Annotated in this window: 22 protein-coding genes; 6 read left to right on the forward strand and 16 right to left on the reverse strand. The window is 70.8% G+C overall.

The window, feature by feature from the left end; all coding sequences use genetic code 11:
• Window positions 1–32: 32 nt before the first annotated feature.
• Entirely contained in the window at window positions 33–1,427 is a 1,395-nt protein-coding gene (locus IW248_RS07665) for a glycoside hydrolase family 10 protein (RefSeq protein ID WP_196926322.1), read from the forward strand.
• A gap of 69 nt (window positions 1,428–1,496) precedes the next feature.
• Here the strand turns inward: IW248_RS07665 and IW248_RS07670 are convergent, their stop codons facing one another.
• The 3 genes from IW248_RS07670 to IW248_RS07680 all read right to left on the reverse strand — a co-directional run bounded on the left by IW248_RS07670 (window position 1,497) and on the right by IW248_RS07680 (window position 3,438).
• The gene (locus tag IW248_RS07670; protein WP_196926323.1) at window positions 1,497–1,940 is read right to left on the reverse strand and encodes a hypothetical protein; all 444 of its coding nucleotides are present in this window, start codon (window positions 1,938–1,940) and stop codon (window positions 1,497–1,499) included.
• A 234-nt stretch (window positions 1,941–2,174) separates the two neighbouring features.
• Window positions 2,175–2,498: a nuclear transport factor 2 family protein gene (locus IW248_RS07675; RefSeq protein ID WP_196926324.1), complete on the reverse strand. Its 324-nt coding sequence runs from the start codon at window positions 2,496–2,498 to the stop codon at window positions 2,175–2,177.
• Between the two features lie 109 nt (window positions 2,499–2,607).
• Window positions 2,608–3,438, reverse strand: a complete 831-nt coding sequence (locus IW248_RS07680; RefSeq protein ID WP_196926325.1) for an SDR family NAD(P)-dependent oxidoreductase — start codon at window positions 3,436–3,438, stop codon at window positions 2,608–2,610.
• A 57-nt stretch (window positions 3,439–3,495) separates the two neighbouring features.
• Between IW248_RS07680 and IW248_RS07685 the strand changes: the two genes are divergently transcribed.
• Window positions 3,496–4,152 carry a TetR/AcrR family transcriptional regulator gene (locus IW248_RS07685; RefSeq protein WP_196926326.1) on the forward strand — a complete coding sequence of 219 codons (657 nt, stop codon included), beginning with the start codon at window positions 3,496–3,498 and terminating at the stop codon, window positions 4,150–4,152.
• Between the two features lie 46 nt (window positions 4,153–4,198).
• On the opposite strand, the gene sthA is transcribed toward IW248_RS07685, so the two are convergent.
• The 4 genes from sthA to IW248_RS07705 all read right to left on the reverse strand — a co-directional run bounded on the left by sthA (window position 4,199) and on the right by IW248_RS07705 (window position 8,846).
• Window positions 4,199–5,602 (reverse strand): Si-specific NAD(P)(+) transhydrogenase, encoded by a 1,404-nt coding sequence (gene sthA, locus IW248_RS07690; protein ID WP_196926327.1) that lies wholly within the window; start codon window positions 5,600–5,602, stop codon window positions 4,199–4,201.
• A gap of 53 nt (window positions 5,603–5,655) precedes the next feature.
• Window positions 5,656–6,681 (reverse strand): fibronectin type III domain-containing protein, encoded by a 1,026-nt coding sequence (locus tag IW248_RS07695; protein ID WP_196926328.1) that lies wholly within the window; start codon window positions 6,679–6,681, stop codon window positions 5,656–5,658.
• A gap of 336 nt (window positions 6,682–7,017) precedes the next feature.
• A complete protein-coding gene (locus IW248_RS07700) occupies window positions 7,018–7,656 on the reverse strand; it encodes a response regulator (protein WP_124820898.1) in 639 nt (212 codons plus the stop codon).
• A complete protein-coding gene (locus IW248_RS07705) occupies window positions 7,653–8,846 on the reverse strand; it encodes a sensor histidine kinase (protein ID WP_196926329.1) in 1,194 nt (397 codons plus the stop codon). The genes IW248_RS07700 and IW248_RS07705 overlap by 4 nt, the downstream gene beginning before the upstream one ends.
• Before the next feature lie 146 nt (window positions 8,847–8,992).
• On the opposite strand from IW248_RS07705, the gene IW248_RS07710 reads away from it, so the two are divergent.
• On the forward strand, window positions 8,993–9,751 hold the full coding sequence (locus IW248_RS07710; RefSeq protein WP_196926330.1) for an ABC transporter ATP-binding protein: 759 nt from the start codon (window positions 8,993–8,995) through the stop codon (window positions 9,749–9,751).
• Window positions 9,748–12,279 carry an FtsX-like permease family protein gene (locus IW248_RS07715; protein WP_196926331.1) on the forward strand — a complete coding sequence of 844 codons (2,532 nt, stop codon included), beginning with the start codon at window positions 9,748–9,750 and terminating at the stop codon, window positions 12,277–12,279. Before IW248_RS07710 ends, IW248_RS07715 begins: the two co-directional genes overlap by 4 nt.
• A gap of 52 nt (window positions 12,280–12,331) precedes the next feature.
• Here the strand turns inward: IW248_RS07715 and IW248_RS07720 are convergent, their stop codons facing one another.
• Window positions 12,332–13,948, reverse strand: coding sequence for a ricin-type beta-trefoil lectin domain protein (locus tag IW248_RS07720; RefSeq protein WP_231396221.1), 1,617 nt, complete (start codon window positions 13,946–13,948; stop codon window positions 12,332–12,334).
• 95 nt (window positions 13,949–14,043) lie between these two features.
• Window positions 14,044–14,466, reverse strand: a complete 423-nt coding sequence (locus IW248_RS07730; protein WP_196926332.1) for a DUF2000 domain-containing protein — start codon at window positions 14,464–14,466, stop codon at window positions 14,044–14,046.
• A gap of 50 nt (window positions 14,467–14,516) precedes the next feature.
• Here IW248_RS07730 and IW248_RS07735 point away from each other — a divergent pair, with 50 nt between their 5' ends.
• A complete protein-coding gene (locus IW248_RS07735; protein ID WP_196926333.1) occupies window positions 14,517–15,320 on the forward strand; it encodes a helix-turn-helix transcriptional regulator in 804 nt (267 codons plus the stop codon).
• A gap of 6 nt (window positions 15,321–15,326) precedes the next feature.
• Here the strand turns inward: IW248_RS07735 and IW248_RS07740 are convergent, their stop codons facing one another.
• From IW248_RS07740 to IW248_RS07770, 7 genes are all read right to left on the reverse strand, one after another.
• Complete coding sequence (locus IW248_RS07740) at window positions 15,327–16,160, reverse strand: helix-turn-helix transcriptional regulator (protein ID WP_196930086.1); 834 nt, start codon at window positions 16,158–16,160, stop codon at window positions 15,327–15,329.
• An 86-nt stretch (window positions 16,161–16,246) separates the two neighbouring features.
• Window positions 16,247–17,671: an aldehyde dehydrogenase family protein gene (locus tag IW248_RS07745; RefSeq protein ID WP_196926334.1), complete on the reverse strand. Its 1,425-nt coding sequence runs from the start codon at window positions 17,669–17,671 to the stop codon at window positions 16,247–16,249.
• Between the two features lie 85 nt (window positions 17,672–17,756).
• Window positions 17,757–18,722, reverse strand: coding sequence for a quinone oxidoreductase family protein (locus IW248_RS07750; RefSeq protein ID WP_196926335.1), 966 nt, complete (start codon window positions 18,720–18,722; stop codon window positions 17,757–17,759).
• On the reverse strand, window positions 18,719–19,081 hold the full coding sequence (locus IW248_RS07755; protein ID WP_196926336.1) for a hypothetical protein: 363 nt from the start codon (window positions 19,079–19,081) through the stop codon (window positions 18,719–18,721). Before IW248_RS07755 ends, IW248_RS07750 begins: the two co-directional genes overlap by 4 nt.
• A complete protein-coding gene (locus tag IW248_RS07760; RefSeq protein ID WP_196926337.1) occupies window positions 19,078–19,941 on the reverse strand; it encodes a DODA-type extradiol aromatic ring-opening family dioxygenase in 864 nt (287 codons plus the stop codon). Before IW248_RS07760 ends, IW248_RS07755 begins: the two co-directional genes overlap by 4 nt.
• A gap of 31 nt (window positions 19,942–19,972) precedes the next feature.
• Entirely contained in the window at window positions 19,973–20,743 is a 771-nt protein-coding gene (locus IW248_RS07765; protein WP_196926338.1) for a citryl-CoA lyase, read from the reverse strand.
• Window positions 20,728–21,864 (reverse strand): CaiB/BaiF CoA transferase family protein, encoded by a 1,137-nt coding sequence (locus tag IW248_RS07770; protein WP_196926339.1) that lies wholly within the window; start codon window positions 21,862–21,864, stop codon window positions 20,728–20,730. The genes IW248_RS07765 and IW248_RS07770 overlap by 16 nt, the downstream gene beginning before the upstream one ends.
• 197 nt (window positions 21,865–22,061) lie before the next feature.
• Here IW248_RS07770 and IW248_RS07775 point away from each other — a divergent pair, with 197 nt between their 5' ends.
• Window positions 22,062–23,498, forward strand: a complete 1,437-nt coding sequence (locus tag IW248_RS07775) for an amidohydrolase family protein (protein WP_196926340.1) — start codon at window positions 22,062–22,064, stop codon at window positions 23,496–23,498.
• Window position 23,499 lies beyond the last annotated feature (1 nt).

Here is a 23,499-nt window from a genome sequence, read left to right on the forward strand (position 1 = left end):
TTCCCATCCACCACCACAGAAGGAGTCACACGATGAGAAACGCGAGATGGAAGGCGGCGTCGAGAGCCGCCATCGCGCTGGCCGGCGTGGGTGCCCTCGCGGCCGGCATGGCGCTGTTTGCGACGGCACCCGCCTCCGCCGGCACGACGCTCGGCGCGTCCGCCGCCGAGAAGGGTCGGTACTTCGGTACGGCGGTGGCCGGATTCAAGCTCTCCGACAGTGCGTACACCACGATTTTGAACCGTGAGTTCAACATGGTGACGGCCGAGAACGAAATGAAGATGAACGCCACCGAGCCGCAGCAGAACCAGTTCAGCTATGGGGCGGCGGACCAGATCGTCAACCACGCCCGCAGCCGCGGAATGAGCGTGCGGGGCCACACCCTGGCGTGGCATTCGCAGCAGCCCGGCTGGATGGAGAGCATGAGTGGTAGTGCTCTGCGGCAGGCGATGCTCAACCACGTGACGCAGGTGGCCACGCACTTCCGTGGTCAGGTCGTCGCGTGGGACGTGGTGAACGAGGCGTTCGCCGACGGCAGCTCCGGAGGCCGTCGCGACTCGAACCTGCAGCGCACCGGCAACGACTGGATCGAGGCCGCGTTCCGGGCCGCGGACGCCGCGGATCCGAACGCGAAGCTCTGCTACAACGACTACAACACCGACAACTGGACGCACGCCAAGACCCAGGGCGTCTACAACATGGTGCGCGACTTCAAGTCCCGTGGCGTCCCGATCGACTGCGTGGGCTTCCAGTCGCACTTCAACAACGAGTCCCCGTACGTGAGCAACTACCGCACCACGCTGTCGAGCTTCGCGGCGCTCGGTGTGGACGTGCAGATCACCGAGCTGGACATCCAGGGCGCGTCGGCGAACACGTACCGCAGCGTGGTCGAGGACTGCCTGGCCGTGGCCCGGTGCAACGGCATCACCGTGTGGGGCATCCGGGACAGTGACTCGTGGCGGGCTTCGCAGACCCCGCTGCTGTTCAACAGCAACGGCTCGAAGAAGCCGGCGTACGACGCGGTCCTCGCCGCGTTGAACAACGGCACCACGCCCACCGACCCGCCCACCGACCCGCCCACTGACCCGCCGACCGACCCGCCGACCGACCCGCCCACGACGCCGCCTCCGGGTCAGGGTGGCTGCACGGCGACGGTGTCGGTGAACCAGTGGACGGGTGGTTTCGTGGCCACGGTGAAGGTGACCGCCGGTTCGTCGGCCATCAGCGGCTGGACGGTCGGCATCGGTCTGCCGTCCGGTGCGACGGTCACCAACGCGTGGAACGCCAACCGCAGCGGTAACACCGGCACGACGAACTGGACGAACGTGGCGTACAACGGCCAGGTCGGCGCCGGACAGTCCACCGAGTACGGCTTCCAGGCCAACGGCACCGCCGGCAGCCTAAGCCCCACCTGCTCAGCCCGCTAGAGCTCCACCGGCCGGTGCGGAGGCGGACCCCGCCCCCGCACCGGCTGGAAGGGCGTTGGGCGCGCGGGGTTAGTCGCCGGAGAAGCCCCAGAAGTAGATTTCCTCCGGCTTGCCCTCGGCGTCGTGCAGGACCGTGCAGCGGCCGAACCATCTCTGCTCGGCCAGCCCTTCGATCGCGGCCAGGTGCTCGCGGGTCAGCCGCTCGGTGCCGGTGTGGCGCAGCGCCTCGGCGGCGCTCACCGGCTCGACAGTGCCGAATTCGGGCCGTTCGCCCTCGTCGAGGACTCGGTAGACGTCGAGGATGGAATGGGTGCCCGATTCCTGCACCCATTCGTCGTTGAAAAGCTCTTTCATCGTGGCGGGACGGTGGGGATAGTCGCTCGCCGAGTTGGGGGTCTCACCCCGGGCCCACCAGTACTGGCCCTCGGCGAAGATCTTGTCCCGCAGCGCGTCCAACGCCGCGTCCAGGTCTGGCTGGTACGCGACAAAGTAGCTCCAACCGGATGCGCCCACCACTGCCTCTTTCCTCAACGCGTCAACAGTGCCGGCACGGTAGCGGGCACCACCGACATCGCGACCGCGGAGAACGACGTCCTGCGCCGTCAGGCCACCGAAACAGCGTCGCGGACGATCGCCCCGCTACGGCGAGGTCCCACCGAACACTGAGCCCTGACCGGGTGTCAGCTGCCGGCCACCGCAACCTTCGCGGGCTGGGGCGGCCCTCCGGCCGCCCCAGCCGGTGACGGATCAGACAGGGGCGATCGCGAGGTCGTTGACCTGGTCGTCCTTGATGCCGAACACGAACGAGAAGGACAGCGGCCCGCCGGGGAAGTCACCGTCCCCGGAGGCCACCAGCCGGTCGCCCGCGAACGAGGTCGGCGTGAGCACGATCTTGGGGGTGATCAGATGCCCCTGGATCCACTCGCGGATCTCGGCCTCGCCGGCCCAGGTCTTCCCGTCATCGCGCACGGTGGCCCCGTCGCTGAAGACCGCGGCCAGGGCGTTCGCGTCGTGGGCGTTGGTGGCCGCGATGAAGTTCTCGACAGCGTTGGGCAGCGTGATGTCGTTCATTTCTACTCTCCAGTTTCTCGGGTGCCAGGGCGCGAGAGCGTGCTGGTATGTCCTTGCAGCGCATGGTCAAGTGCCGCGCGGGTCACCGACACCACTTTTGGCGACAGGCTCAGAAGTCCGCACTGCGTGAAAGCTTCTCGTTCGCGCGCAGCTCGGCGAGTGCGTTCTCGTGCATCGCAACAACGACGTCGTAGCCGGAGTTGCCGAGCACGATCCGGTGCGGTGGAACGGGTGCGTTCATCGCGCTGATCACGGCTTGCACGCCACGAACAGGGTCACCCGACTGCTTGCCGTTAGCGTCCACGAACGCCGCCTTGACGGCCTCGACCATCGGCACGTAGGCGTCGACGGTCTCGTTGACAGGCTCGTTCTGGAAGTAGGAGAAGGCGCTGGTGCGAAAGGCTCCCGGCTCTACGGCGAGCACGCGCACACCGAACGGCTCGACTTCCTGGCGCAGTGTCTCGGTGAGTCCTTCGATCGCGAACTTCGCCGCCGCGTAGTAGCCGAACCCCTGTGCGCCGACGAGGCCGGCCACCGAAGACATGTTGACGATCCAGCCGTCGCCGCGTGCCCGCATACCCGGCAGGACCGCCCGCATCACCTCGACGACGGCGAACAGGTTGAGGTCGAACGTACGGCGGATCGTCTCGTCGGGGGCCCCCTCGATCGAGCCGTACCAGCCACGGCCCGCGCTGTTGACGAGCACGTCAATTCCGCCGAACCGTTCCTCGGCGGTCTTGACCGCCGCACGCACCTGGTCGGCATCGGTGACATCGAGCTGGAGAACCAGCACACGGTCGCCGTGCGGTTCAGCCCATTCCTGCAGTTCAGAGGGCCGACGCGCCGTCACTACCACCTGATCGCCCTGGTCAAGTGCGGCCTCGGCATAGACCAGGCCGAAACCTCCGGGAGTCCCACCAGTGATGAACCAAGTCCTCATGGACTTCTCCTCTCGCTATAGAAGGCAATGTAGCGCTACATGAGCTACTATAACAACATGCAGAACGCACGGGATCGACTCCTGCTCGCGGCAGCCGAGTTGCTGGAGAGCGGCGCCACGGTGTCCACGAGGGCGGTGTGTGAACGCGCCGGGGTGCAGGCCCCGACGCTGTACCACCACTTCGGCAGCAAGCAGGGCCTGATCGACGCCGTGGCGAACCACGGCTTCACCCAGTACACGGCGGTCGAGAACTCTGGCGACCCGCTGGACGACCTGCGCACGGGCTGGGACAGGCACGTGCAGTTCGGGCTGGCGCACCCATCGTTCTACGGGCTGCTCTACGGCCGCGCCGAGCCGGGAAAGCCCTGCGCCGTCACCGCTCCCGCGCACGCCGCGCTGCGCGAGCGGTTCACCGCCGCCGCCGCCCGGGGCATGCTCAAGGTGCCGGCGGCCGATGCCGCCGAACAGGTGTTCGCCGCCAACGTCGGCATCACGCTCACCTTGATCAGCCAGCCGGAGCCGGACTTCGGGCTGTCCAAACGCGTCCGCGAGGCCGCGCTGGCCGGAGTCCTGCACACACCCTCCGCCGACGCCCCCGCGACCCGTGCAAGCGCCGCATTGACGTTGCGTGCGCTGGTCGACAGCGACCCGGGCGACCTCACCCCCGGCGAACGCGCGCTGCTCGGCGAACTGCTGGAGCGGTTGACCCGCTAGAGAACGGCGGTATTCCTCGAAGGGGGGTGAGGCCTTCCTGAACGGCTCAGCCGTCGATGCGGGTGATGTTGCGGATCTTGTTGGACGCGTCCAGGGCGGCGACCTTGTACGCCTCGGCCAGCGTCGGGTAGTTGAACACCGCGTCGACGAGGTAGTCGATAGTGCCGCCGCAGCCCATCACCGCCTGCCCGATGTGGACGATCTCGGTGGCGGCGGTGCCGAACACGTGCACCCCGAGCAGCCGGCCGTCGTCGGGGGAGACGAGCAGCTTGAGCATGCCGTACGAATCACCGACGATCTGACCGCGAGCCAGCTCGCGGTAACGCGCGACGCCCACCTCGAACGGCGTCGAGCTTTCGGTGAGCTGCGCCTCGGTCTGCCCGACGAAGCTGATCTCCGGGATCGTGTAGATGCCGATGGGCTGTAGGCCGTGCATCTCCCGGATCGGTTCACCGCAGGCGTGTTGCGCGGCCAGCCGGCCCTGCTCCATCGAGGTGGACGCGAGCGCCGGAAAGCCGATCACGTCGCCGACCGCGTAGATGTGGTCCACCGAGGTGCGGTAGCTGGCGTCCACGGTGATCCGGCCGCGTCGGTCCGCCTCCAACCCGGCGGCCTCCAGAGCCAGGTCGTCGGTCTGACCCTGCCGGCCGGCCGAGTACATGACCGTGTCGGCGACGATCTTCTTGCCGCTCTTGAGGATGCACAGCGCGGCGGTCTGGTGCTTTTCCACGGCGGCGACCTCCTCGCCGAAGCGGAACGCCACGGACAGGTCGCGCAGGTGGTACTTGAGCGACTCGACAACCTCGTCGTCGCAGAAATCCAACATCCGTTCGCGGCGCTCCACCACTGTCACCTTGGTGCCGAGCGCGGCGAACATCGAGGCGTACTCCATGCCGATCACGCCGGCACCGACCACGACCATGCTGCGGGGGACGGCCTGCAGGTTGATGACGCCGTCGGAGTCCACGATCGTCCGGTCGTCGAAGTCGACGCTGTCCGGGCGGGCCGGGCGGGTGCCCGCCGCGATGATGACCTTGTCGAAGGTCACCTTCGACTCGCGGCCGGAGCCGCTGTCGACCCAGATCGAGTGCGCGTCCGCGAAGCGGCCGGTGCCGGTGATCATCACAACCCGGTTGCGGGCCAGTTGATTGCGAATGACGTCGGTCTGCCTGGTGATCACGTGCTGTGTCCGGGCGGCCAGATCGCTGACCGTGATCTCTTCCTTGACCCGGTAGCTGCTGCCGTAGAGGTCCCGCTGGCTCAGCCCGGTCAGGTAGAGCACGGCCTCGCGCAGTGTCTTGGAGGGGACCGTGCCGGTGTTGATGCACACCCCACCGATCATGTCGCGGCGGTCGACGATGCCGACCCGCCTGCCGAGTTTGGCGGCAGCGATCGCGGCCTTCTGACCGCCGGGTCCGGAGCCCAGCACCAACAGGTCGTAGTCATACACAGGCGTTAGCGTCGCAAGATGTCGCGGCTGGCGCCAGACCCCGGAGTGGAGCGTTACTCGTCTGCCACAGTGCAGAGGCCACCGTTCAGCGTGACCTCCTCGGGCAGTTGCGTGCCGGAGGCGACGAGCCCCAGCGACACCGTGCCGCCCGGCGGGATCACCGCGTTGCGACCGGTGTTGCGCACCCGCAGGTAGCTGTTGTTGAGACGGTCGACGATCGTCGCGCCCCAGATGCCGTGGACCTGCTGGCTGGCCCAGAACCGCCACGTCATCGTCCACCCGTCGATCGCCGTGGTGCCGGTGTTCTCGACGACGAGGTGCGCCACGAAGCCGTCCGACCACTGCCGCACGACGGAGCGGACCGCGCAGCTCGGCGGCGGCGGCAGTGTGGTCACCGTGACCGGTGCGGAGAGCGGGGACAGGTGTCCGACCTCGTCGCGGGCCTGCACCACGAAGGTGTACGTGGTGTTCGGCGCCAACCCGCTGATCTGGGCACTGTTCACCGGCGGATACTGGTACACCTCACGGACCCGGGTGAGAGTGCCGCCGGCGTCGACCCGGAACACCTCGTACCGGTCGAGCGCGACGTTCTCCACCGAGTGCGCCCACCGCAGCCGGACCACAGTGGCGGCGACGTCGTACGCCACCGGTTGACCCGGCGCGCTCGGGGGTTGGTCGTCCCCCGGTGGCATGGTCAGCCGCAGGGTCGGGTTCGACGCCGAGCTGTTGCCGGCCGCGTCCAGAGCCCACACCGAGAAGGTGTACGTGCGCGAGGGCCGCAGGTCGGTGATCCGGATGCTGTTGGTGTCGGTCGAGTACTGGGCGCCGAAATCCTCGAATCGCGCGCCGACCGGGTAGCGGACCACGCCCACGTTGTCGGTCGAGGCCGCCCAGGTCAGCTCGACCCAGGTGGTGTCGACGGCGACGACAGTGATCGGGCCGGGGGCGGTGGGGCGCTCGGTGTCGTCGGCGGCGGCGTGCGCCGGGGTCGCGCCCGCCGCGATCAGCGTCACCGCCAGCGCACACGCGGCCAGCGCGGCGGCCTTCGACCGGATTTTTCGACTTCGATGATCACGCACGACGAATTCCCCGCCTCCGGTCGCCAGCCGTTCACAGCAATCCATTGCGGTCAATGTTAGGTCACTATGGTTCGGCAGGTGACCCCGCCGGACCTCGGGCGCCGTCATCAGCGCGAGGAGTCCGGCCATGGCAGGCGGATGGTGTGCCGGTCGCTGCCTTTGGAGCTGAATCGTCTATGACATCGCCGGCCGCCGGCCGCCGGTGCTGCTGATTCGTTTATGACATCAGCTCCAAAGGCACCGGACAAGACAGCAAGCCGCCCGTGAGCCGCCGCCCGTGAGCCGCCGCCCGCCAGAGCCGGAGAACCCGGCGATCCGGCCGGCGGCCCGACCGACCTAGCCGACGAGGCGGCGTTCCCAGGCCCAGGCGGCGATCTCGACCCGGTTGCGGGCCCTGAGTTTCATCTGCACGCTCGCCAGGTGGGTCTTGACCGTGCCCACGGCGATGAAGAGCTGGGTGGCGATCTCGGCGTTGGTCAGGCCCCGGGCGACGAGCTTCACGACGTCGAGTTCCCGAGGTGACAGGCCGCCGTCGTCGCGTGCCGGGGCGGGTGAGCTGAGGTGCTCCAACAGCCGTACCGTGATCGAGGGGCTGATCAGCGCGTCGCCGGACACGGCCGCGCGGACCGCCTCCACCAGCAGGGCCGGGCCCGAGTCCTTGAGCAGGAAACCGCACGCGCCGTTGGAGAGCGCCGTGTGCACGTACTCGTCGAGGTCGAAGGTCGTCACGACGACCACCCGGATCGGGTCGGCGACGCCCGGCCCCGCGAGCAGCCGCAGTGCCTCAAGGCCGTCGAGGCGGGGCATCCGGATGTCCAGCAGCACCACGTCCGGGCGCAGTCGTCGGGCCAGTTCGACGGCGTCGACCCCGTCGGCGGCCTCGCCGACCACCTCCATGTCCGACTGGGCACCGATGATCATGCCGAAGCCGGTCCGGACCATCGCCTGGTCGTCGGCGATCAGCACCCGGATCACCGGGGCATCGCCATCTGCAGCGGGAACGCCGCGTCGAGCACCCAGCCACCGGCGACGCCGGGTCCGGCGGTGATCGTGCCGCCGAGGGCGCGTACCCGTTCGGTGAGACCGATCAGGCCGAAGCCGTGGCCCCGGGCCGGCGCGGTGCGCGGCGACGCCCCGTCGTCGGCTACCCGGACCAACAACCAGCCCGGGGTGCGTCGCACTGCCACGTTCACGGACCGCGCGTCCGGCGCGTGCTGGCGGGTGTTGGTCAGCCCCTCCATCACCACCCGGTACGCCGACGTCGACACCTCCACCGGCAGTCCGTTCAGGTCGCCGTCGACGTGCAGTCGTGCCGGCGCGTTGGCCGCGCCGTTGAACCCGGTCAGCAGCGGCTCCAGCTCGGTCACCCCGGCCAGTGGAGCCAGCGGCGCGTCCGGCGGGGCGTCCGGGTTGCGCAGGATTCCGACCATCCGCCGCATCGAGGCCATCGTCTCCGCACCGGCCCGCTCGATCTGCTCCAGGGCGACGATCACCCGCTGCGGGTCCTGTTCGGCGACGAACCGGGCGCCCTGCGCCTGCACCACGATGCCGGTCACGTGGTGGGCGATGAAGTCGTGCAGGTCCCGCGCGAACTCCGCGCGCTGCTCGGCCCGCACCAGCGCGATGGCCCGCTCCCGGCCGGCGGCCATGATTCGCAGGTAGAGCCCCACCCCGGCGGCGCCGGCCGCGGCGAGCACCTGGAGCAGCCCGAAGATGACCAGCAGGTTCTCGGTGCCGGCGCGCAGCGGCAACGCGGCCACGGCGAGCCCGGCGGCCACCGCCGCCCACGGGGCGAGCCGGGGCGCGCCCCAGCGGGCCACCACGAAGACCACCCCGATCAGCCCGGCCGACTCGGCGAGCCCCCAGCTGCCGCCGATCAGGTAACTGCTGCCGGAGAGGAACAGGACGGCCGCGGTCACGGCCAGTGAGGCGCAGGCGAGCACCAAGGCGCCCAGCGGCACCACGCGCGATCCCAGCCGGTGCACCGGCAGCCAGAGCGGCACCGTCGCCACCGCGAGCCCCATCCGCACCAGCAGGAGTAGCAGGGCGGCCAGGCTCTCCGGTGCGCCGAACCGCAGGTCGAAGAGGGCGAGCAGCCCCATGGCCACCAGTCCGGCGGCCTGGGCCAGGCGTACCCACCAACGTCGAAGATCCGGCGTGCTCATGGTGACCCAGCGTAGCCAGGCGGACGGAGGTGGCGGATCGGCCAAAAGGCAGACCCGGCGCCGGCGATACCTGGCCCCGGACCGATGCGCCCACCCGCCGATGGCGGCGACGCTGTCCGGGTCACCACGCAGCCACTGGAGGAACGATGACAACCCACGCCCCGCCGGAGACCAGCCACGCCGCGGTCGCCGCGGTCGACCTGGTGAAGGTGTACGGCAGCGGCGACACCGCCGTCCGTGCCCTGGACGGGGTCTCGGTCGGCTTCGGCCGGGCCGAGTTCACCGCGATCATGGGCTCGTCCGGGTCCGGCAAGTCGACACTGATGCACTGCCTCGCCGGTCTCGACACTGCCACCTCCGGTCGCGTCCTGCTCGGCGGCACGGAGCTGACCGGCCAGTCGGACCGGACACTGACCCGGGTACGCCGGGAGCGGATCGGATTCGTCTTCCAGTCCTTCAACCTGCTGCCGCAGCTCACCGCCGCGCAGAACATCACCCTGCCGCTGGACCTCGCCGGTCGGCAGCCCGACGCTGAGCTCCTCGCGCACCTCGTGCGGGTGCTGGGCCTCGGCGACCGACTGAACCACCGGCCCAGCGAGCTGTCCGGCGGCCAGCAGCAGCGGGTCGCGCTGGCCCGGGCGCTGGTGGCGCGGCCCGAGGTGGTCTTCGCCGACGAGCCGACCGGCAACCTCGACTCCCGTTCCGGCGCGGAGGTGCTCACCATCCTGCGCGACTCGGTACGCGACCTCGGCCAGACCGTCGTCATGGTCACTCACGACCCGATCGCCGCCGCGTACGCCGACCGGGTGGTGCTGCTCGCCGACGGGCGGCTGGCCGGCGAGATCGACAAGCCGAACCAGGTGTCGGTCACCGACGCGCTGCGTGATCTGGCGGCCCGCGCATGAGGGCGACAGTGCTGCGTACCCAGACGGCCGCCGCGGCCCGGCGGCCCGGCCGGCTGATCCTGACCGGCCTGGCGATCCTTGTCGCGTCGTTCGTCGTCTTCGGCACCGTGCTGGTGCAGCAGATCACCGAACGGACCGTGCGGGACAACCTCAGCGGCACCCCTGCCGTCACCGACCTGGTGATCGGGAGCCCCGGCGTGCCGCCACCCACAGTGATGGACGTGCGGCAGATCCGGGCCGTGCCCGGTGTGGCCGAGGCGGTGGCCCGGGTGGCGACCGGGGTCTCCGTCGGCGAGGGGTACCTCAACCTCCAGTCCGATCCGGGCACCGGCCCACTGAGCACGGTCCGGGTGATCGAGGGCAGCTACCCGGACCAGCCCGGCGAGATCGCGATCACGCCGCGCACCGCCGAGCGGCTCGGGCTCTCGGTCGGCACCACCACCAGCGGTACGGGCGGTGAACTCACCACGCCCGCCCCACTCACCGTGACCGGCGTGGTGGACACCGGCGCCGACGCCGGCTACGACGCGTACGCCCCGGACAGTGCCGTGATCGCCTGGGCGCGCCTGACGGCCGTGGAGCGCGTCGACGTGCGGGTTGCCCCCGGCACCTCGACGAGCGGTGTCCGCCAACGGGTGACCGCGGCGGTCGCCGGCCAGCCGATCCGCTCCGGCGCCGAGGTGCGCGAGGCCGAGGCCAACGCGGCGGCCGAGGAGGTCGGGAGGCTCTTCATCCTGGTCGGCATGTTCGTCTCCATCGCGGTCGTCGCGGCGGCGCTGGTGGTCACCTCGACCTTCCGCATCGTCTTCGCCCAGCGGATGCGGCAGCTCGCGCTGTTGCGGGCGGTCGGCGCGAGTCGGGGCACCCTGGTGGGGGCCCTGATCGCCGAGGGAGCCCTGACCGGGCTGGTAGCCGGCGTCGTCGGGGTCGCCAGCGCCCTCACCCTCGGGTACGCGCTGCCGGCGATTCTGCGGGCCACCGGCCACGAGGTCTCCTCGCCGGGCCTGCCACTGGCGGCGGCGGTCACCGTGGTGATCGGCGCCGTCGTGATCACCGTACTGGCCGTGCTGGCGCCGGCGCTCTCGGCCGCCCGGGTCTCCCCGCTGGAGGCGCTGCGGGCGGCGAGCGTCACCGCCGGCCGGCGCGGCATCGGCGTGCTGCGTCTGGTCTTCGGGCTGCTCCTGGCCGTCGGCGCGATCCTGGCGGCGGTCGCGACGATCAGCCAGTTGCCGAAGCCGGACCAGTCGGACTACGACCCCTCGATGCCACTGTTCCTGCTGGTCGGGTCCGGCGCGCTGGCGTTCTTCGCGCTGGTGGCCCTCGGTCCGCTGCTGGTGCGCCCGGTGCTGGCCGTGGTGGGTTGGCCGCTGCGCCAGCTCGGGCCGCTCGGGCGGATGTCGGTCGGCGGGATCGGCGGGGCGCCGCGCCGGGCCGCCGCGGTCTCCGTCGTGGTCGCGCTGGGCGTGACACTGATCTCCGGGGTGGTCATCGGCGGCGCGTCGTTGCAGATCCTCGCCGACCGCGAGATGGCGCTCTCGGCCCCGACCGACTTCGAGGTCACCAGCAACGGCGGGACGCTGCCGCCGGCCGTCGTGACCCGGGCCGAGGCGGCGCGCGGCGCGCTGGCGCGGGTGGTGCCGTACCGGAGGGTCGGCGACGCCACGCTGCTGCGCGGCGCCGACAAGCTCGGCGACGTCGAGTCCGGTTATCCGACCAGCGACCTGGACCTGGCGGCGTTGCCGACCACCGGTGACCTGGACGTGGCCCAGGGCACCCTGGCCGATCGTGGCCCCGGCCGGATCGTGCTCAACAGCTGGGTCGCGCGGGACGCGGGTCTGCGGGCCGGCGACACCGTCACGCTTGCCGTCGCCACCGGCACTGTCGACGTGCGGGTGGCAGCGGTCCTGCCCGGTGACGGGCCGCTGCACGCGGGCATCCTCACCGATCCGGCGGACCTGGACCGGCTCGGCGTGCCGGCCGCGTACACCGGTCTGCTGGCCGACGCGGCAGGTGCTGGCGAGGACGGTCGCACCGCCGGTGTGCGGGCGCTACGGCAGGCGATCGGCGGCAGCGACGGGGTGGGCCTCGCGGTGCTCGCCGACGAACGGGACCGCAACGACGCGTTGGTGCGCACCCTGGTCTGGATCGCTGTCGGTCTGGTCGGCCTGACCGTGCTGATCGCGGTCGTCGGCGTGGGCTCCACGACCGCGCTCTCGGTGGTCGAGCGGGTACGCGAGTCCGGGTTGCTCCGGGCGATCGGGCTGTCCCGGACCGGCCTGCGCACCATGCTGACCGTGGAGTCCGGCCTGTACGGGGTGATCGGCGCGACCATCGGCCTGGTGCTCGGCATCCCGTACGCCTGGTTGGCGGTCCAGACCCTCGGGATCCAGGCACCGCTGACCGCGCCGCTGCTGCCGCTGGCCGGGCTCTTCGTGGTGCTGGTCGGGCTGACCGCGCTGGCCGGGGTGCTGCCGGCCCGTCGGGCGTCGCGGGTCAGCCCGGTGGAGGCGCTGGGGGCCGACAACTGAGCACCGTCGTGGGGTGGCGCCGCGCATTCGGCGCCACCCCACGGCGGCCTGGTCAGTTGGGGTTGTTGGCGTGGGTCAGCGTCTCCCAGGCGACGAAGAGGTTGTTGGTTCCGGCCGGACGTTGTTGCAGCGTGAGGGTCTGCGTGTTGGTCATGACATTGCCCAACCGGGTGCTCATCGCGTTGAAGCCGACCTCGGTGATCGGGCCGAGGCCACGGGTGAGGCTGCCGCCGCAGAGCCAGGACGGCGGCGCCTCACCGAGCTGGTAGCGCGAGTGGAACCCGAGCGCCTGACGCAGTCGCTCACCGACCTGTGGGTACAGGTCCCGTCCCTGGATCCGGGAGGTCTCCGCGACGTGCGAGATGGCGGAGATCCCGTACCCGGTGTGGACGAAGTCGCGGCAGGTCTCCTGGGCGAGGCCGGCGACGAAGGTGGACTGGCCCTGCCAGTACCCGATGATCTCCGCGCTGGTGTCCAGGCCGCTGCCGGGCATCGTGTACGGCAACGCGCCGTCGCTGGGCAGGTAGACGAAGGCCCGGGCGCGGTTGAGGAAGCGGGTGGCCGCCGCGTCGTAAGCGGACCGGTCCTCCAGGAACACCGCGATGCCGATCGTGGCCTCCATCATGGTCAGTTCCCAGTTGCCGTTGCTGTTCGAGCCGTTGCGCACCATCGGCAGGTAGACGTTGCGCAGCATGGTGGCGAAGCGGTTGGCGTTGGGCCAGCTCGTGTACGTGTACTTGATGATCTCGGCCGCCCGGGGCCAGACCGAGGCCGCCCAGCCGGTCTGCAGCGGAGCGTTGCTGCCGGTGTGCGCGGTGATCGTGGCCGACCACGCGTCCATGAGCTGGATCGACTTCTGCGCGTAGCGGGCATCCCCGGTGAAATACCAGGCGAGCGCGTGGGTGTACGCGGCGATCGCGTCCTCCCGCTCGTCGGTGCAGCCGTTGTTCGGGTTGGAGTAGGAGCCGCACTCGACCACCGAGCGGGGCGCCGGGGTGCGCGACAGGGAGGCGTACCGGCTGCCCATCATCTGGTTGTAGGCCGCCGCCCACGGCTGCGCGCCGGCCTGCACGCGGCCCCGGACGAAGTCGAGCTGGCCTCGGCTGACCAGCACGCCGGGGTGGGTGAAACCACCCGATGACGGCGGTGGTGTGGTGCCGCCGCCGGTGGGCAACGTCCACGCCTGGTTGGCGGTGCCGGTGCAGCTCCAGATCTGCAGCGGGGTGCCGTCGGCCGAGCTGGGGCCGGTCGCGTCGAGGCACTTGCCCGAGGTCGGGTTGACCAGTTGCCCGGCGCTGGGCGACCACTGCTGCGCCCCGGTGCCGTTGCAGTCGTAGATCTGCACCCGGGCACCGTTGGCGGTGCCGGCGGCGGCGATGTCGAGGCACTTGCCCAGCGCCCGGATCGTGCCGTCGTCGGCCACCGTCCACTGCTGTGCGGTGGAGCCGTTGCAGGTGAAGAGTTGAGCCGGCGTGTTGTTGGCCGGGTTCGCGGCGGCCACGTCGACGCACTTGCCGCCGTACCCGGTGATGGCGCCCGTCGCGGCCGCTGTCGCGGGCGATGTGCCGACGACCAGGCCGGCCGGTACGGCGAGCAGGGCCGCGGCGAGCGCGGAGGTCAGTCTGATGCGGGGGCGGCGGGGCGCGAGCCCGGCCGATCGTCGCGCCATGTGGGGGTCCTTCCGGGCGGCGAAACAACTGTAAAGTCTGTTAATCATTACAGTCATACACACCGATATCAATGTCTTCGTCGCCCCGGATGCCGTTACGGGTGCATGGACGCACCCTTGAGCACCTTGTCCACCACGTTGCGCGGCGCGTGCAGCGCCAGGCCCACCAGGTCGAGCTTCTCCCGACCGACCGCCTCGATGGCGGCTCGGTTGTCCCGGTCGTTGCCGGTGGCGAACAGCTCGGACGTGAAGACCGCCAGCCGCAGGCCGCGGGCGAGCGCGCGCGAGTGCGCGCCGACCAACGCCGCCCGATCCCCGGCGAAGATCAGCACCGGCTGGCCGAACATCGGCAGGTAGCGCGTGCCGTCCGCGTCGCGGTACTCCTCGCCGAGCAGCTCCGGCAGCGCGTGCGCGAGGCCGCTGACCAGAAAGGCTGTGACGTTCAGCCGTTGCCAGCTCGCCAGGTCGTTGCGGAGCAGTACGGCGATCTTGGTGGGAAAGCGGATCGGTTCGGTCATGGCGTCGAGCCTGCCCGCCCCGACACCGCCCGGTCTTGTACGTTCTTAGCGTGGCCACCCGCCCGGCCGGCTCGCACGTCAGCGCGTGGCGACCCGCGGTAGCCGGGGTCGCCGAGGTCTTCCACGCCCATTTCGTCGACCACGCCTACCCCCGGCACATCCACGACGTGTGGACGCTGCTGATCGTCGACGACGGTGCCGTCCGCTTCGACCTGGACCGGCACCGGCACGGCGCGCTGCGCACGTCGGTCACCCTGCTGCCGCCGTACGTGCCGCACGACGGCAGTTCCGCGACACCGGGCGGCTTCCGCAAACGGGTCCTGTACCTCGACACCTCGGCGCTCGACGCCGAGCTGGTCGGCCGGGCCGTCGACGAGCCGGACCTGGCCGATCCGCAACTGCGGGACCGGATCCACCACCTGCACCAGGCGCTCGCCGCACCCGGCGACGAGTTCGAGGCCGAGAGCCGACTCGCGCTCATTCTGGACCGGCTGCGCCGCCAGCTCCACCAGCGGTCCCCGGTCGGTGGGCAGCCGACCGGGCGCGAGCTCGCAATCCGACTACGGGAGCTGCTGGACGCCCGGACCGTCGAGGGCGTCACACTGGGGGAGGCCGCCGAGTTGCTGCACGCCCACCCGACCCACCTGGTCCGGACGTTCACCCACGTGCACGGCGTGCCACCGCACTCGTACCTGACCGGCCGCCGGGTCGAGCTGGCGCGTCGCCTGCTCCTCGCCGGGCAGCGGCCCGTCGAGGCCGCCGTCGCGGCCGGCTTCTTCGATCAGGCGCACCTGACCCGACACTTTCGGCGGTACCTGGGCGTCAGCCCGGCCCGCTACCCCGCCCGCAGCTGATCACAATCAGACGCGCTGGCCGCCGATGACGGAGAGCAGCCGCAGCTTCTCGTCGCTCGGCGACCCGGGCGCGGCGGTGAAGACCAACAGGGTCTGCGACTGGTCGGGGTCCACAAGCGTCTGGCAGTGCAGCTCCAACGCCCCGACCTCCGGGTGCACGAAGTGCTTGGGCGGGCAGTAGCCGGCCGGCACCGGATGCTCCCGCCACAGCTGCGCGAACTCCGGGCTCCGGGCCAGCAGATCGTCGACGAGGGCCGCGGCCCGCGAGCCGCGCCCATCACGGGTGTACGACGCGTGCAGGTGCGCCACGAGCAGGCGACTCTGTGTCCGGTGGTCCTCCGTCGGGTGCAGCTGCCGTGCCGTCGGGTCGGTGAACCAGCGGTGGTGCGCGCTGCGCGCCAACCCGGCGTACCGGGTCTCGTCACCGAGCAGGGCGACGGCCGGCGCGGTCTGCGCCAGGGTCTCGCCGAGGTGGTTCACCACCTGGGCCGGGGTGTCGTGCATCCGGTCGAGGATCCGCATCATTCCCGGGTTCACATGGTCGGCGCGCACCGCGCGATGCGGTACGGCGTGTCCGGCGAGCTGGAACAGGTGATCGCGTTCGGCGAGGGAGAGCCGCAGGCCGCGAGCGAGAGCGGCGAGCATCTGCTCCGAGGGGTGCGGCCCGCGCTGCTGCTCCAACCGGCTGTAGTAGTCGGTGGACATTCCGCTCAACGTGGCGACTTCCTCGCGCCGGAGCCCTCCGGTGCGTCGGCGCGGGCCCCGGGGCAACCCGACGTCCTCGGGTTGGAGCGCCTCGCGGCGGGTGCGCAGGAAGCTGGCGAGCTGGGCGCGGTCCACGGTGTCTCCGATCATTACGTGCCAGCATGGGCCGGCCTGTTCACTGCAACAGGCCAGCCCGGGGGCGGTGTTCCGTTTCCCCAAGATCAGCGCTGGATGGACTTGGTCTCCAGGAACTCCTCCAGACCCATCCGACCGAACTCGCGGCCGTTGCCCGACTGCTTGTAGCCGCCGAACGGGGCGAGCGGGTTCCAGTGGCCGGCGTTCACGTCGACCTGGCCCACGCGCAACCGACGGGCGATCGCCAGCGCGTGCTCCGGCTCACCGAAGACGCCGCTGGTCAGGCCGTACAGCGTGCCGTTGGCGATGGCCACGGCCTCCTCCTCGTCGGCGTAGGGGATGATCGTCAGCACCGGGCCGAAGATCTCCTCCTGGGCGATCGCGGAGGCCGGGTCGACGTCGGCGAAGATCGTCGGCTGGACGTAGGCCCCCACGGTCAGCCCCTCGGGCCGCTGCGGGCCGCCGAACACCAGCCGGGCGCCGTCGGCGATGCCCCGCTCGATGTAGCCGACGACCTTCTGCCGGTGGGTCTCGGACGCCATCGGGCCGATCCGGGTGGTCTCGTCGCCCGGGTCGCCGACGGTGTACTGCTTCGCGGCCGCGACGGCCAACGCCACGACCTCGTCCTGACGGGAGGCGGGCACCAGCATCCGTGGCCACGCGCCGCAGACCTGGCCGCCGTTGCTGAACGCCATCATGAGACCCCGCTCGACAGCGGCGGGCAGGTCGGCGTCGTCGAGGATGATGTTCGCGCCCTTGCCGCCCAGCTCCAGCGCGACCCGCTTGACGGTCGCCGCGGCCACCGAGGAGATGCGCTGCCCGGCGCGGGTGGAGCCGGTGAACGAGATCATGTCGATGTCCGGGTGGGCGGAGATCGCCTCGCCGACGGTCGTACCGGTGCCGTAGACGACGTTGAAGACACCAGCCGGTACGCCGGCCTCGGCGGCGACCTCGGCGAGGACGCGCGCGGTCAGCGGGGCGTTCTCGGACGGCTTGAAGACCATCGTGTTGCCGGCGAGCAGGGCCGGCGCCAGCTTGGAGACGATCTGCTGAAGTGGGAAGTTCCACGGCGTGATCGCGCCGACCACGCCGATCGGCTCGCGGACGATCAGCGAGTTGCCGACCTCCTCGGTCCAGGCGAAGTCGTCGGCCAGACCGGCGACTGACTCGACCACCGCGGCCGGGAACGCGACCTGGGCGGTCCGGGACATACCAATCGGAGAGCCCATCTCGGCGGTGATCGCCTGGGCGATCTCCTCGGTACGGGCGGCGAGGCCGGCGCCGAGGCGGCGCAGCACGTCCGCGCGGTGCTGCGGGGTGGTCGCCGACCAGGCCGGGAAGGCCGCCCGGGCGGCGGCGACGGCACGGTCGACGTCGGCGGCGGTGCCGGCCGGGGTCTCGGCGACGACCTCGCCGGTGGCCGGGTTCACGACGGGAAGGGTGTCGGCGGAGCCGGTGACGGTCTCGCCACCGATCCAGTGGCCGGCGACGGTGTGGGTGGAAGGTGTCATGGACCGACAGTCGCACCGTGCCGGGACCCCAACCAGGTGCGGTTTATCCAGGGTTCCGCGATCCCTGGCTGGGGCCCGGCCCCGGTCAGAGCGTGAGGACGATCCGGCCGGCGGTGGCGCCGGCGTCCTGCCGGGCCCAGGCGTCCGCGATGGCGTCGAAGGGCACGACTTCGTGGTCGACGGTGAGCCGGCCGGCCGCCGCGTGCCCCGCCACCACTGTCAGCGCCGCGGCCCGCTCGTCGGTCGACAACCCGTTGTTGGTGTAGCCGATCATCCGCAGCGCGCCGCTGCGCAGCACGGCGGACTCGATGGGCGCTGTCGCGCCGGCCGCGCTGCCCAGGTTGACCAGTCGCCCACCCGGGCGCAGCACCCGCAGGGCCGCCGCGGCCGGGACACCGAAGACCGGGTCGAGGACGAGGTCGACAGGCCCGTCGGAGGCGTGGCGCAACCGGTCGGCCACCGACGTGACGTCGTCGTCGGGAAGCAGCGGGATGGCGACGGCGGCGCCCAACTCCTCGGCGCGGGCCCGAGCCGCGGCCGACCGGGCCACGGCGATGACGCGGCGGGCGCCGCCGAGCAGGGCGAGTTGGACGGCGGCCTGGCCGACCACACCCCCGGCTCCGAGCACGACGACCTGGTCATCGGCCGCCAGGCCGCCGGCGTGGGTCAGCGCCGCGTGCGCGGCGACCGCGGAGAGACCGAGGGCCGCGAGCACTGTCAGCGGTACGCCGGCCGGCAGCGCCACCACGTCGGCGGTGGGCACCGTGACAGTGGTCGCCATGCTGCCGTCGACACCGGACCGCATCCCGGCCGACGTGCCAAACCAGACCGGGGAGCCGTCGGCGAGCCGGCCGACCCCCTGCACACCCGGCACGTACGGGGTGGTCGGCGGGCCGAAGTAGCTGGTGCCGCTGGCGCAGAGCACATCCAGTGGGGTGATCGGTACGGCCTCGACGGTGACCGCCACCTCGCCGTCGGCCGGCACGGGTTCCGGCCGCTCGGCGATCGTCGGTGCGGCGCCGCAGGTGCTGAGCACTGCCGCGCGGATCACGTCGCGATGTCCGGGTAGGGCATCGAGAAGTGGGCCAGCCGTGCGCCGTAGGACTTCTGGTATTCCAGCGGTTCGGTGTTGTCCCGCTCGAAGAGGGCGATGAAGAGGGTCAGGGTGAGGAATGGGTGCGCGCCCAACTCGAAGAGCTTCACGTGGTCGTGGGTGACCAATGCCTCGCGCTCCACGTCGTCGAGGCGTAGCCAGGTGCTCGCCTCGCCGGTGTGGCAGTTGAGCACGGTGTTGGCACACTCGGCCTCCCACCAGGCAACCAGTTCGCGCGGCTCGCTGCGGTAGCGCTCGACCAGCTCCGGGTCCCGGTCGACCATGAAGAGGAACTTGTTCAGCAGGTACTTGCTCACGTCGGCGCTCCGTTCGGGTACCAGGTGAAGTACGCCTCCATGGTGTGGAACAGATCGAGGGTGTCGACGTAGTCGGCCTTCACGCCGGCACCGGCCACGCCCATCATCAGCATGAAGTCCATGAAGCCGTGGGTGGCGTTGCCCGGTGAGTGCAGGCTGTCCAGGGTGACCTCGCGCAGGCACTCGTCCAGGTCGCCGTTGGCGATCCACTCGACGGCCCGCTGATCGAACTCCGGATCCGGGCCGTGCGGGCCGAACTGCCGGGGGCCGCCCAGTTCCAGGGAGAGGTGGCCGGTGCCGATGACGGCCACCCGCAGGTGCGACGGCCACGACTCGACGATGTCCCGGATGCTCTGACCGAGCTGGACGAAGCGCTTCGGCTGCGGCAGCGGCGGCGCGAAGATGTTTGTGTAGATCGGCACGATCGGCAGGTCGGCCTCGGGCCGCAGCGTGATGATCGGGCAGGTGATGCTGTGGTCGATGCGCAGCTCGTTGCTGAACGCGAGGTCGAACCCGGCGTCGAGCCCGGCCCGCAGGACGTGCCCGGACAGGTCCTCCTGGCCCTTGAGCAGCATCCGGGGCAGCCCGAACTCGCGTTCCTCGTTGTACCAGTTGGCGTCGTAGAAGGGTGCCTTGCCGACCAGGAACTGCGGCATGTTGTCCAGCCAGAGCTGGTGGAAGTGGTCGGAGCCGACCATCACCAGCACGTCGGGTCTGGCCCGGGTCAACGTCTCCCGGAACGCCAGGATCTTGCGGGTCCACTCGTCGGCGAACGGTGGTCGATCCTCACCGGTGGCGGTGCTGGCCCGGTAGTAGAAGGGGTGGTGGGTGGAGGCGATGACCGCGACGATGGAGGCCATTCCCGCTCCTTTCGGGGGTGGACGAGGGGGATCAGGGTTCGTAGACGGCGTTGCGGTCGACGGTGCGGTAGATGTCCATCCCCAGCGGTCGTCGTCGCTCCTCGGCGAGGTGCCCGAGCAGCCCCGCCGCGCGGGCCAGCAGGGCGAAACCGCGCAGCATCTCGACGGGGAGCCCGAGGTCGGCCAGGGCCGCGCCGCAGACTCCGGCGCCGTTGAGCGGCAGGGTGCGGCCGAGCACCTGCGGGTGTACGCGTCCGATCGCCTCGAACAGCCGCAGGTGCGGGCCGTGCAGACCCTCCTCGGTGGCGATCCGGATCAGCACGGGGGTGCGCGGGTCCTGCTCCTTGTGCACGGGGTGCCCGAGCCCGGGGACCAGCCGGCGCTCCCGCTTGGCCCGGGTGACCGCGTCGAGCGCCACCGCGTCGTAGTCGGTCACCTCGCCGGCCTGCGCGAGCGTGTCGGCGAGGAAGCGTCCACAGTCCTCGGTGACACCGAGGAGGCGGGAGCCGCCGCCGAGCAGGCCGGCGGCGAGCGCGCCCTGCAACGACTCGGGAGCGGACAGGTACGTCAGCCGCGCCGCGATCGCCGTCGGGGTGAAGCCGTGGTCGGCGAGTGCCACCAGCACCGCCTCGAAGACCCGTACCTCGCCCGGGGTGGGGCGCCGGCCGGCGACCAGCCAGTACGCCAGCTCACCGAAGCCCACAGTGCCCATCAGATCGGCGGCCAGGTCCTGCCCGAGCAGGGAGATGCTGGTCGGGTCGGAGGTGCCGATCCCGGTCGGGAAGCTCAGTTCTTCAGCCACGCGCGGATCTCCTCGCCGTGTTCGTCGAGCCCGGGCGGCGGCAGCTCGTACCGGGCCGGGGTGTCGGAGAAGGTGATGGGGTTGCGGACGCCAGGCACGTCGCCGACGGTGACGACCGGGTCGAGCCCCAACTCCTCGGCGAGCGCCACACCGCCGTCGATGGTGTTGATCGGCGCGCACGGGACGCCGGCGGCGAGCAGGTCACGGAACCACTCGTCAGTGGTCCGCTTGGCGAGGCGTTCGACCAGCAGGGGCCGCAGCTGTTCGCGGTTGGCCGTGCGGTCCTGGTTGCGCCCGAAACGGCTGTCGTCCGGCAGGCCGGGCAGGTCGAGCACCTGGCAGAGCTTGCGGAACTGCCCGTCGTTGCCGGCGATGACGATCAGCTCGCCGTCGGCGGTGGGCAGTGGCTCGTACGGGAAGAGGCTGGGGTGCGCGTTGCCCATCCGGAACGGGACGGTGCCGCCGGCGACGTAGCCACTGGAATGGTTGACCAACCCGGACAGCGCCGAGCTGAGCAGGTTGACCTCGACGTGCTGACCTCGTCCGGTCTCGCCCCGGTGGTGCAGCGCGGCGAGGATGCCGATGCTCGCGTGCAGCCCGGCCATCACGTCGAAGACGGAGATCCCGGCCCGGTACGGCGAGCCGTCCGGGTCGCCGGTGAGGCTCATCAGGCCCGAGATGGCCTGCACCATGAGGTCGTAGCCGGGGAAGTCCCTCCCGGCGCCGGTGCCGAAGCCGCTGATGCTCGCGTACACGATCTTCTCGTTGTTCGCGGTGACGGTGTCGTAGTCGAGGCCGAACCGGGCGAGACCACCGGGCCGGAAGTTCTCGATCAGCACGTCGGCGCGGCGGGCCAGCTCCTGCGCGGCGGCCAGGTCGTCGGCCTTCTTGAGGTCCAGGGCGATCGACCGCTTGTTGCGGTTGATGCCGAGGTAGTACGTCGAAACCCCGTCGCGGGTGGGCGGCATCCAGGTGCGGGTGTCGTCGCCACCGGGGCCCTCCACTTTGATCACCTGGGCGCCCAGGTCGGCCAGGAGCATCGTCGCGTACGGCCCGGCGAGGATCCGGGAGAAGTCCGCGACGAGCAGGCCGGCCAGTGGGCCTGTCGAATGCTGCACCATATTTCCGCCCGTTCTGCGGACACCTGTCCGCCCGGACAGCTTGCGATACCGCACCAGGCGTGTCAACGGCTCGTTTGTTGCGCAGAACCACACTCTTGACACCAATGGTGACCGGGACCACACTTGCGCCACTCGGGCTGGCCGCACAGCGGACAACGGTCCGGACACCCCTCGTACCCCGAAAGGAATGGGTGGCGATGAGCGCAACCGACCGGCCGGTGGTCTTTCGTAACGGCCTGGTTCTCACCATGGACGACGCGCACACGGTGCTGCCCGGCGCCGACGTGCTGGTCATCGGCGGCCGGATCGCGGAGGTCGGCGTCGGCCTCACCGCACCCGACGACGCCCTGGAGATCGACGCCACCGACGGCATCCTCATGCCCGGCATGGTCGATACCCACCGGCACCTGTGGCAGACCGCGATGCGGGGGTACGGCGCCGACTGGACCCTCACCCAGTACTTCGTCTGGTACTACCTCGAGTCGGGCAAGCTGTTCCGGCCCGAGGACGTCTACGCCGGCAACCTGCTCGGGGCCATCGAGGCGATCGACGCGGGTGTCACCACCACAGTCGACTGGTCGCACGGGTTGCAGACGCCCGAACACGCCGACGCCGCCGTGGATGCCCTGGAGGCGGTGGACGGGCGGTTCGTGCTCGCCTACGGCAACATCCAGCAGGGGCCGTGGGAGTGGGCCACCTCGCCGGAGTTCCGCGACTTCCACCGCCGCCGGATCGACGGCGGCAAGCTGGCCGGCTTCCAGCTGGCGTTCGATGTCACCGGCGACCCCGCCTTCCCCGAGCGGGCCGCGTTCGAGGTGGCCCGGGAGCTGGGCATCGCGGTGACCACCCACGCGGGCGTGTGGGGCGCCACCAACGACGACGGCATCCGGCTGATGCACGAGAACGGGTTCATGACCCCGTCGACCGTCTACGTGCACGCGGCGACGCTCACCCAGGACTCGTACAACCGGATCGCCGCGACCGGCGGCTCGGTCTCCGTCTCCACCGAGAGTGAGCAGAGCGCCGGCCAGGGTTACCCACCCACCTGGCAGCTGCGCCACCACGACATCCCGGTGTCGCTGTCGATGGACACCAGCGTGTGGTGGAGCGGTGACCTCTTCTCCGCGATGCGGAGCACGCTCGGCGCGGACCGCTCCCGCGAGCACCTGGAGGCGCACGCCAAGCAGGAAACCATCACCCACTGCCACCTGCGCGCCGAACAGGTCGTCGAGTGGGCCACCCGAGGTGGCGCCCGCGCCCTCGGCATGGACGCCACGATCGGCGCCCTCACCCCCGGCCGGCAGGCCGACGTCGTCCTGATCAAGAACGACGCCTCGCCGGTGATGTTCCCGATCCTGAACCCGCACGGCCACGTCGTCTTCCAGGCCCAACGTGCCGACGTGCACACCGTGCTGGTGGGCGGCCGGGTCGTGAAGCGGGACGGCCGTCTCGTCGGCGTCGACCTCGCCGCCGCGCGGGCCAGCGTGGCGGCAACCATCGACCACCTGCGCGAGACGATGGGAGAGGAGGCGTGGCAGCGGGGCATGAACCCGGAGATCCCCGAAACCGCGATCCTGGAGAACCCGTACCAGTACACCGAGTGGGACGCCGGGTCGGCGCAATGGAAGCATTGAG

Source organism: Micromonospora ureilytica, assembly GCF_015751765.1.
GTDB classification, from domain to species: Bacteria; Actinomycetota; Actinomycetes; order Mycobacteriales; family Micromonosporaceae; genus Micromonospora; species Micromonospora ureilytica.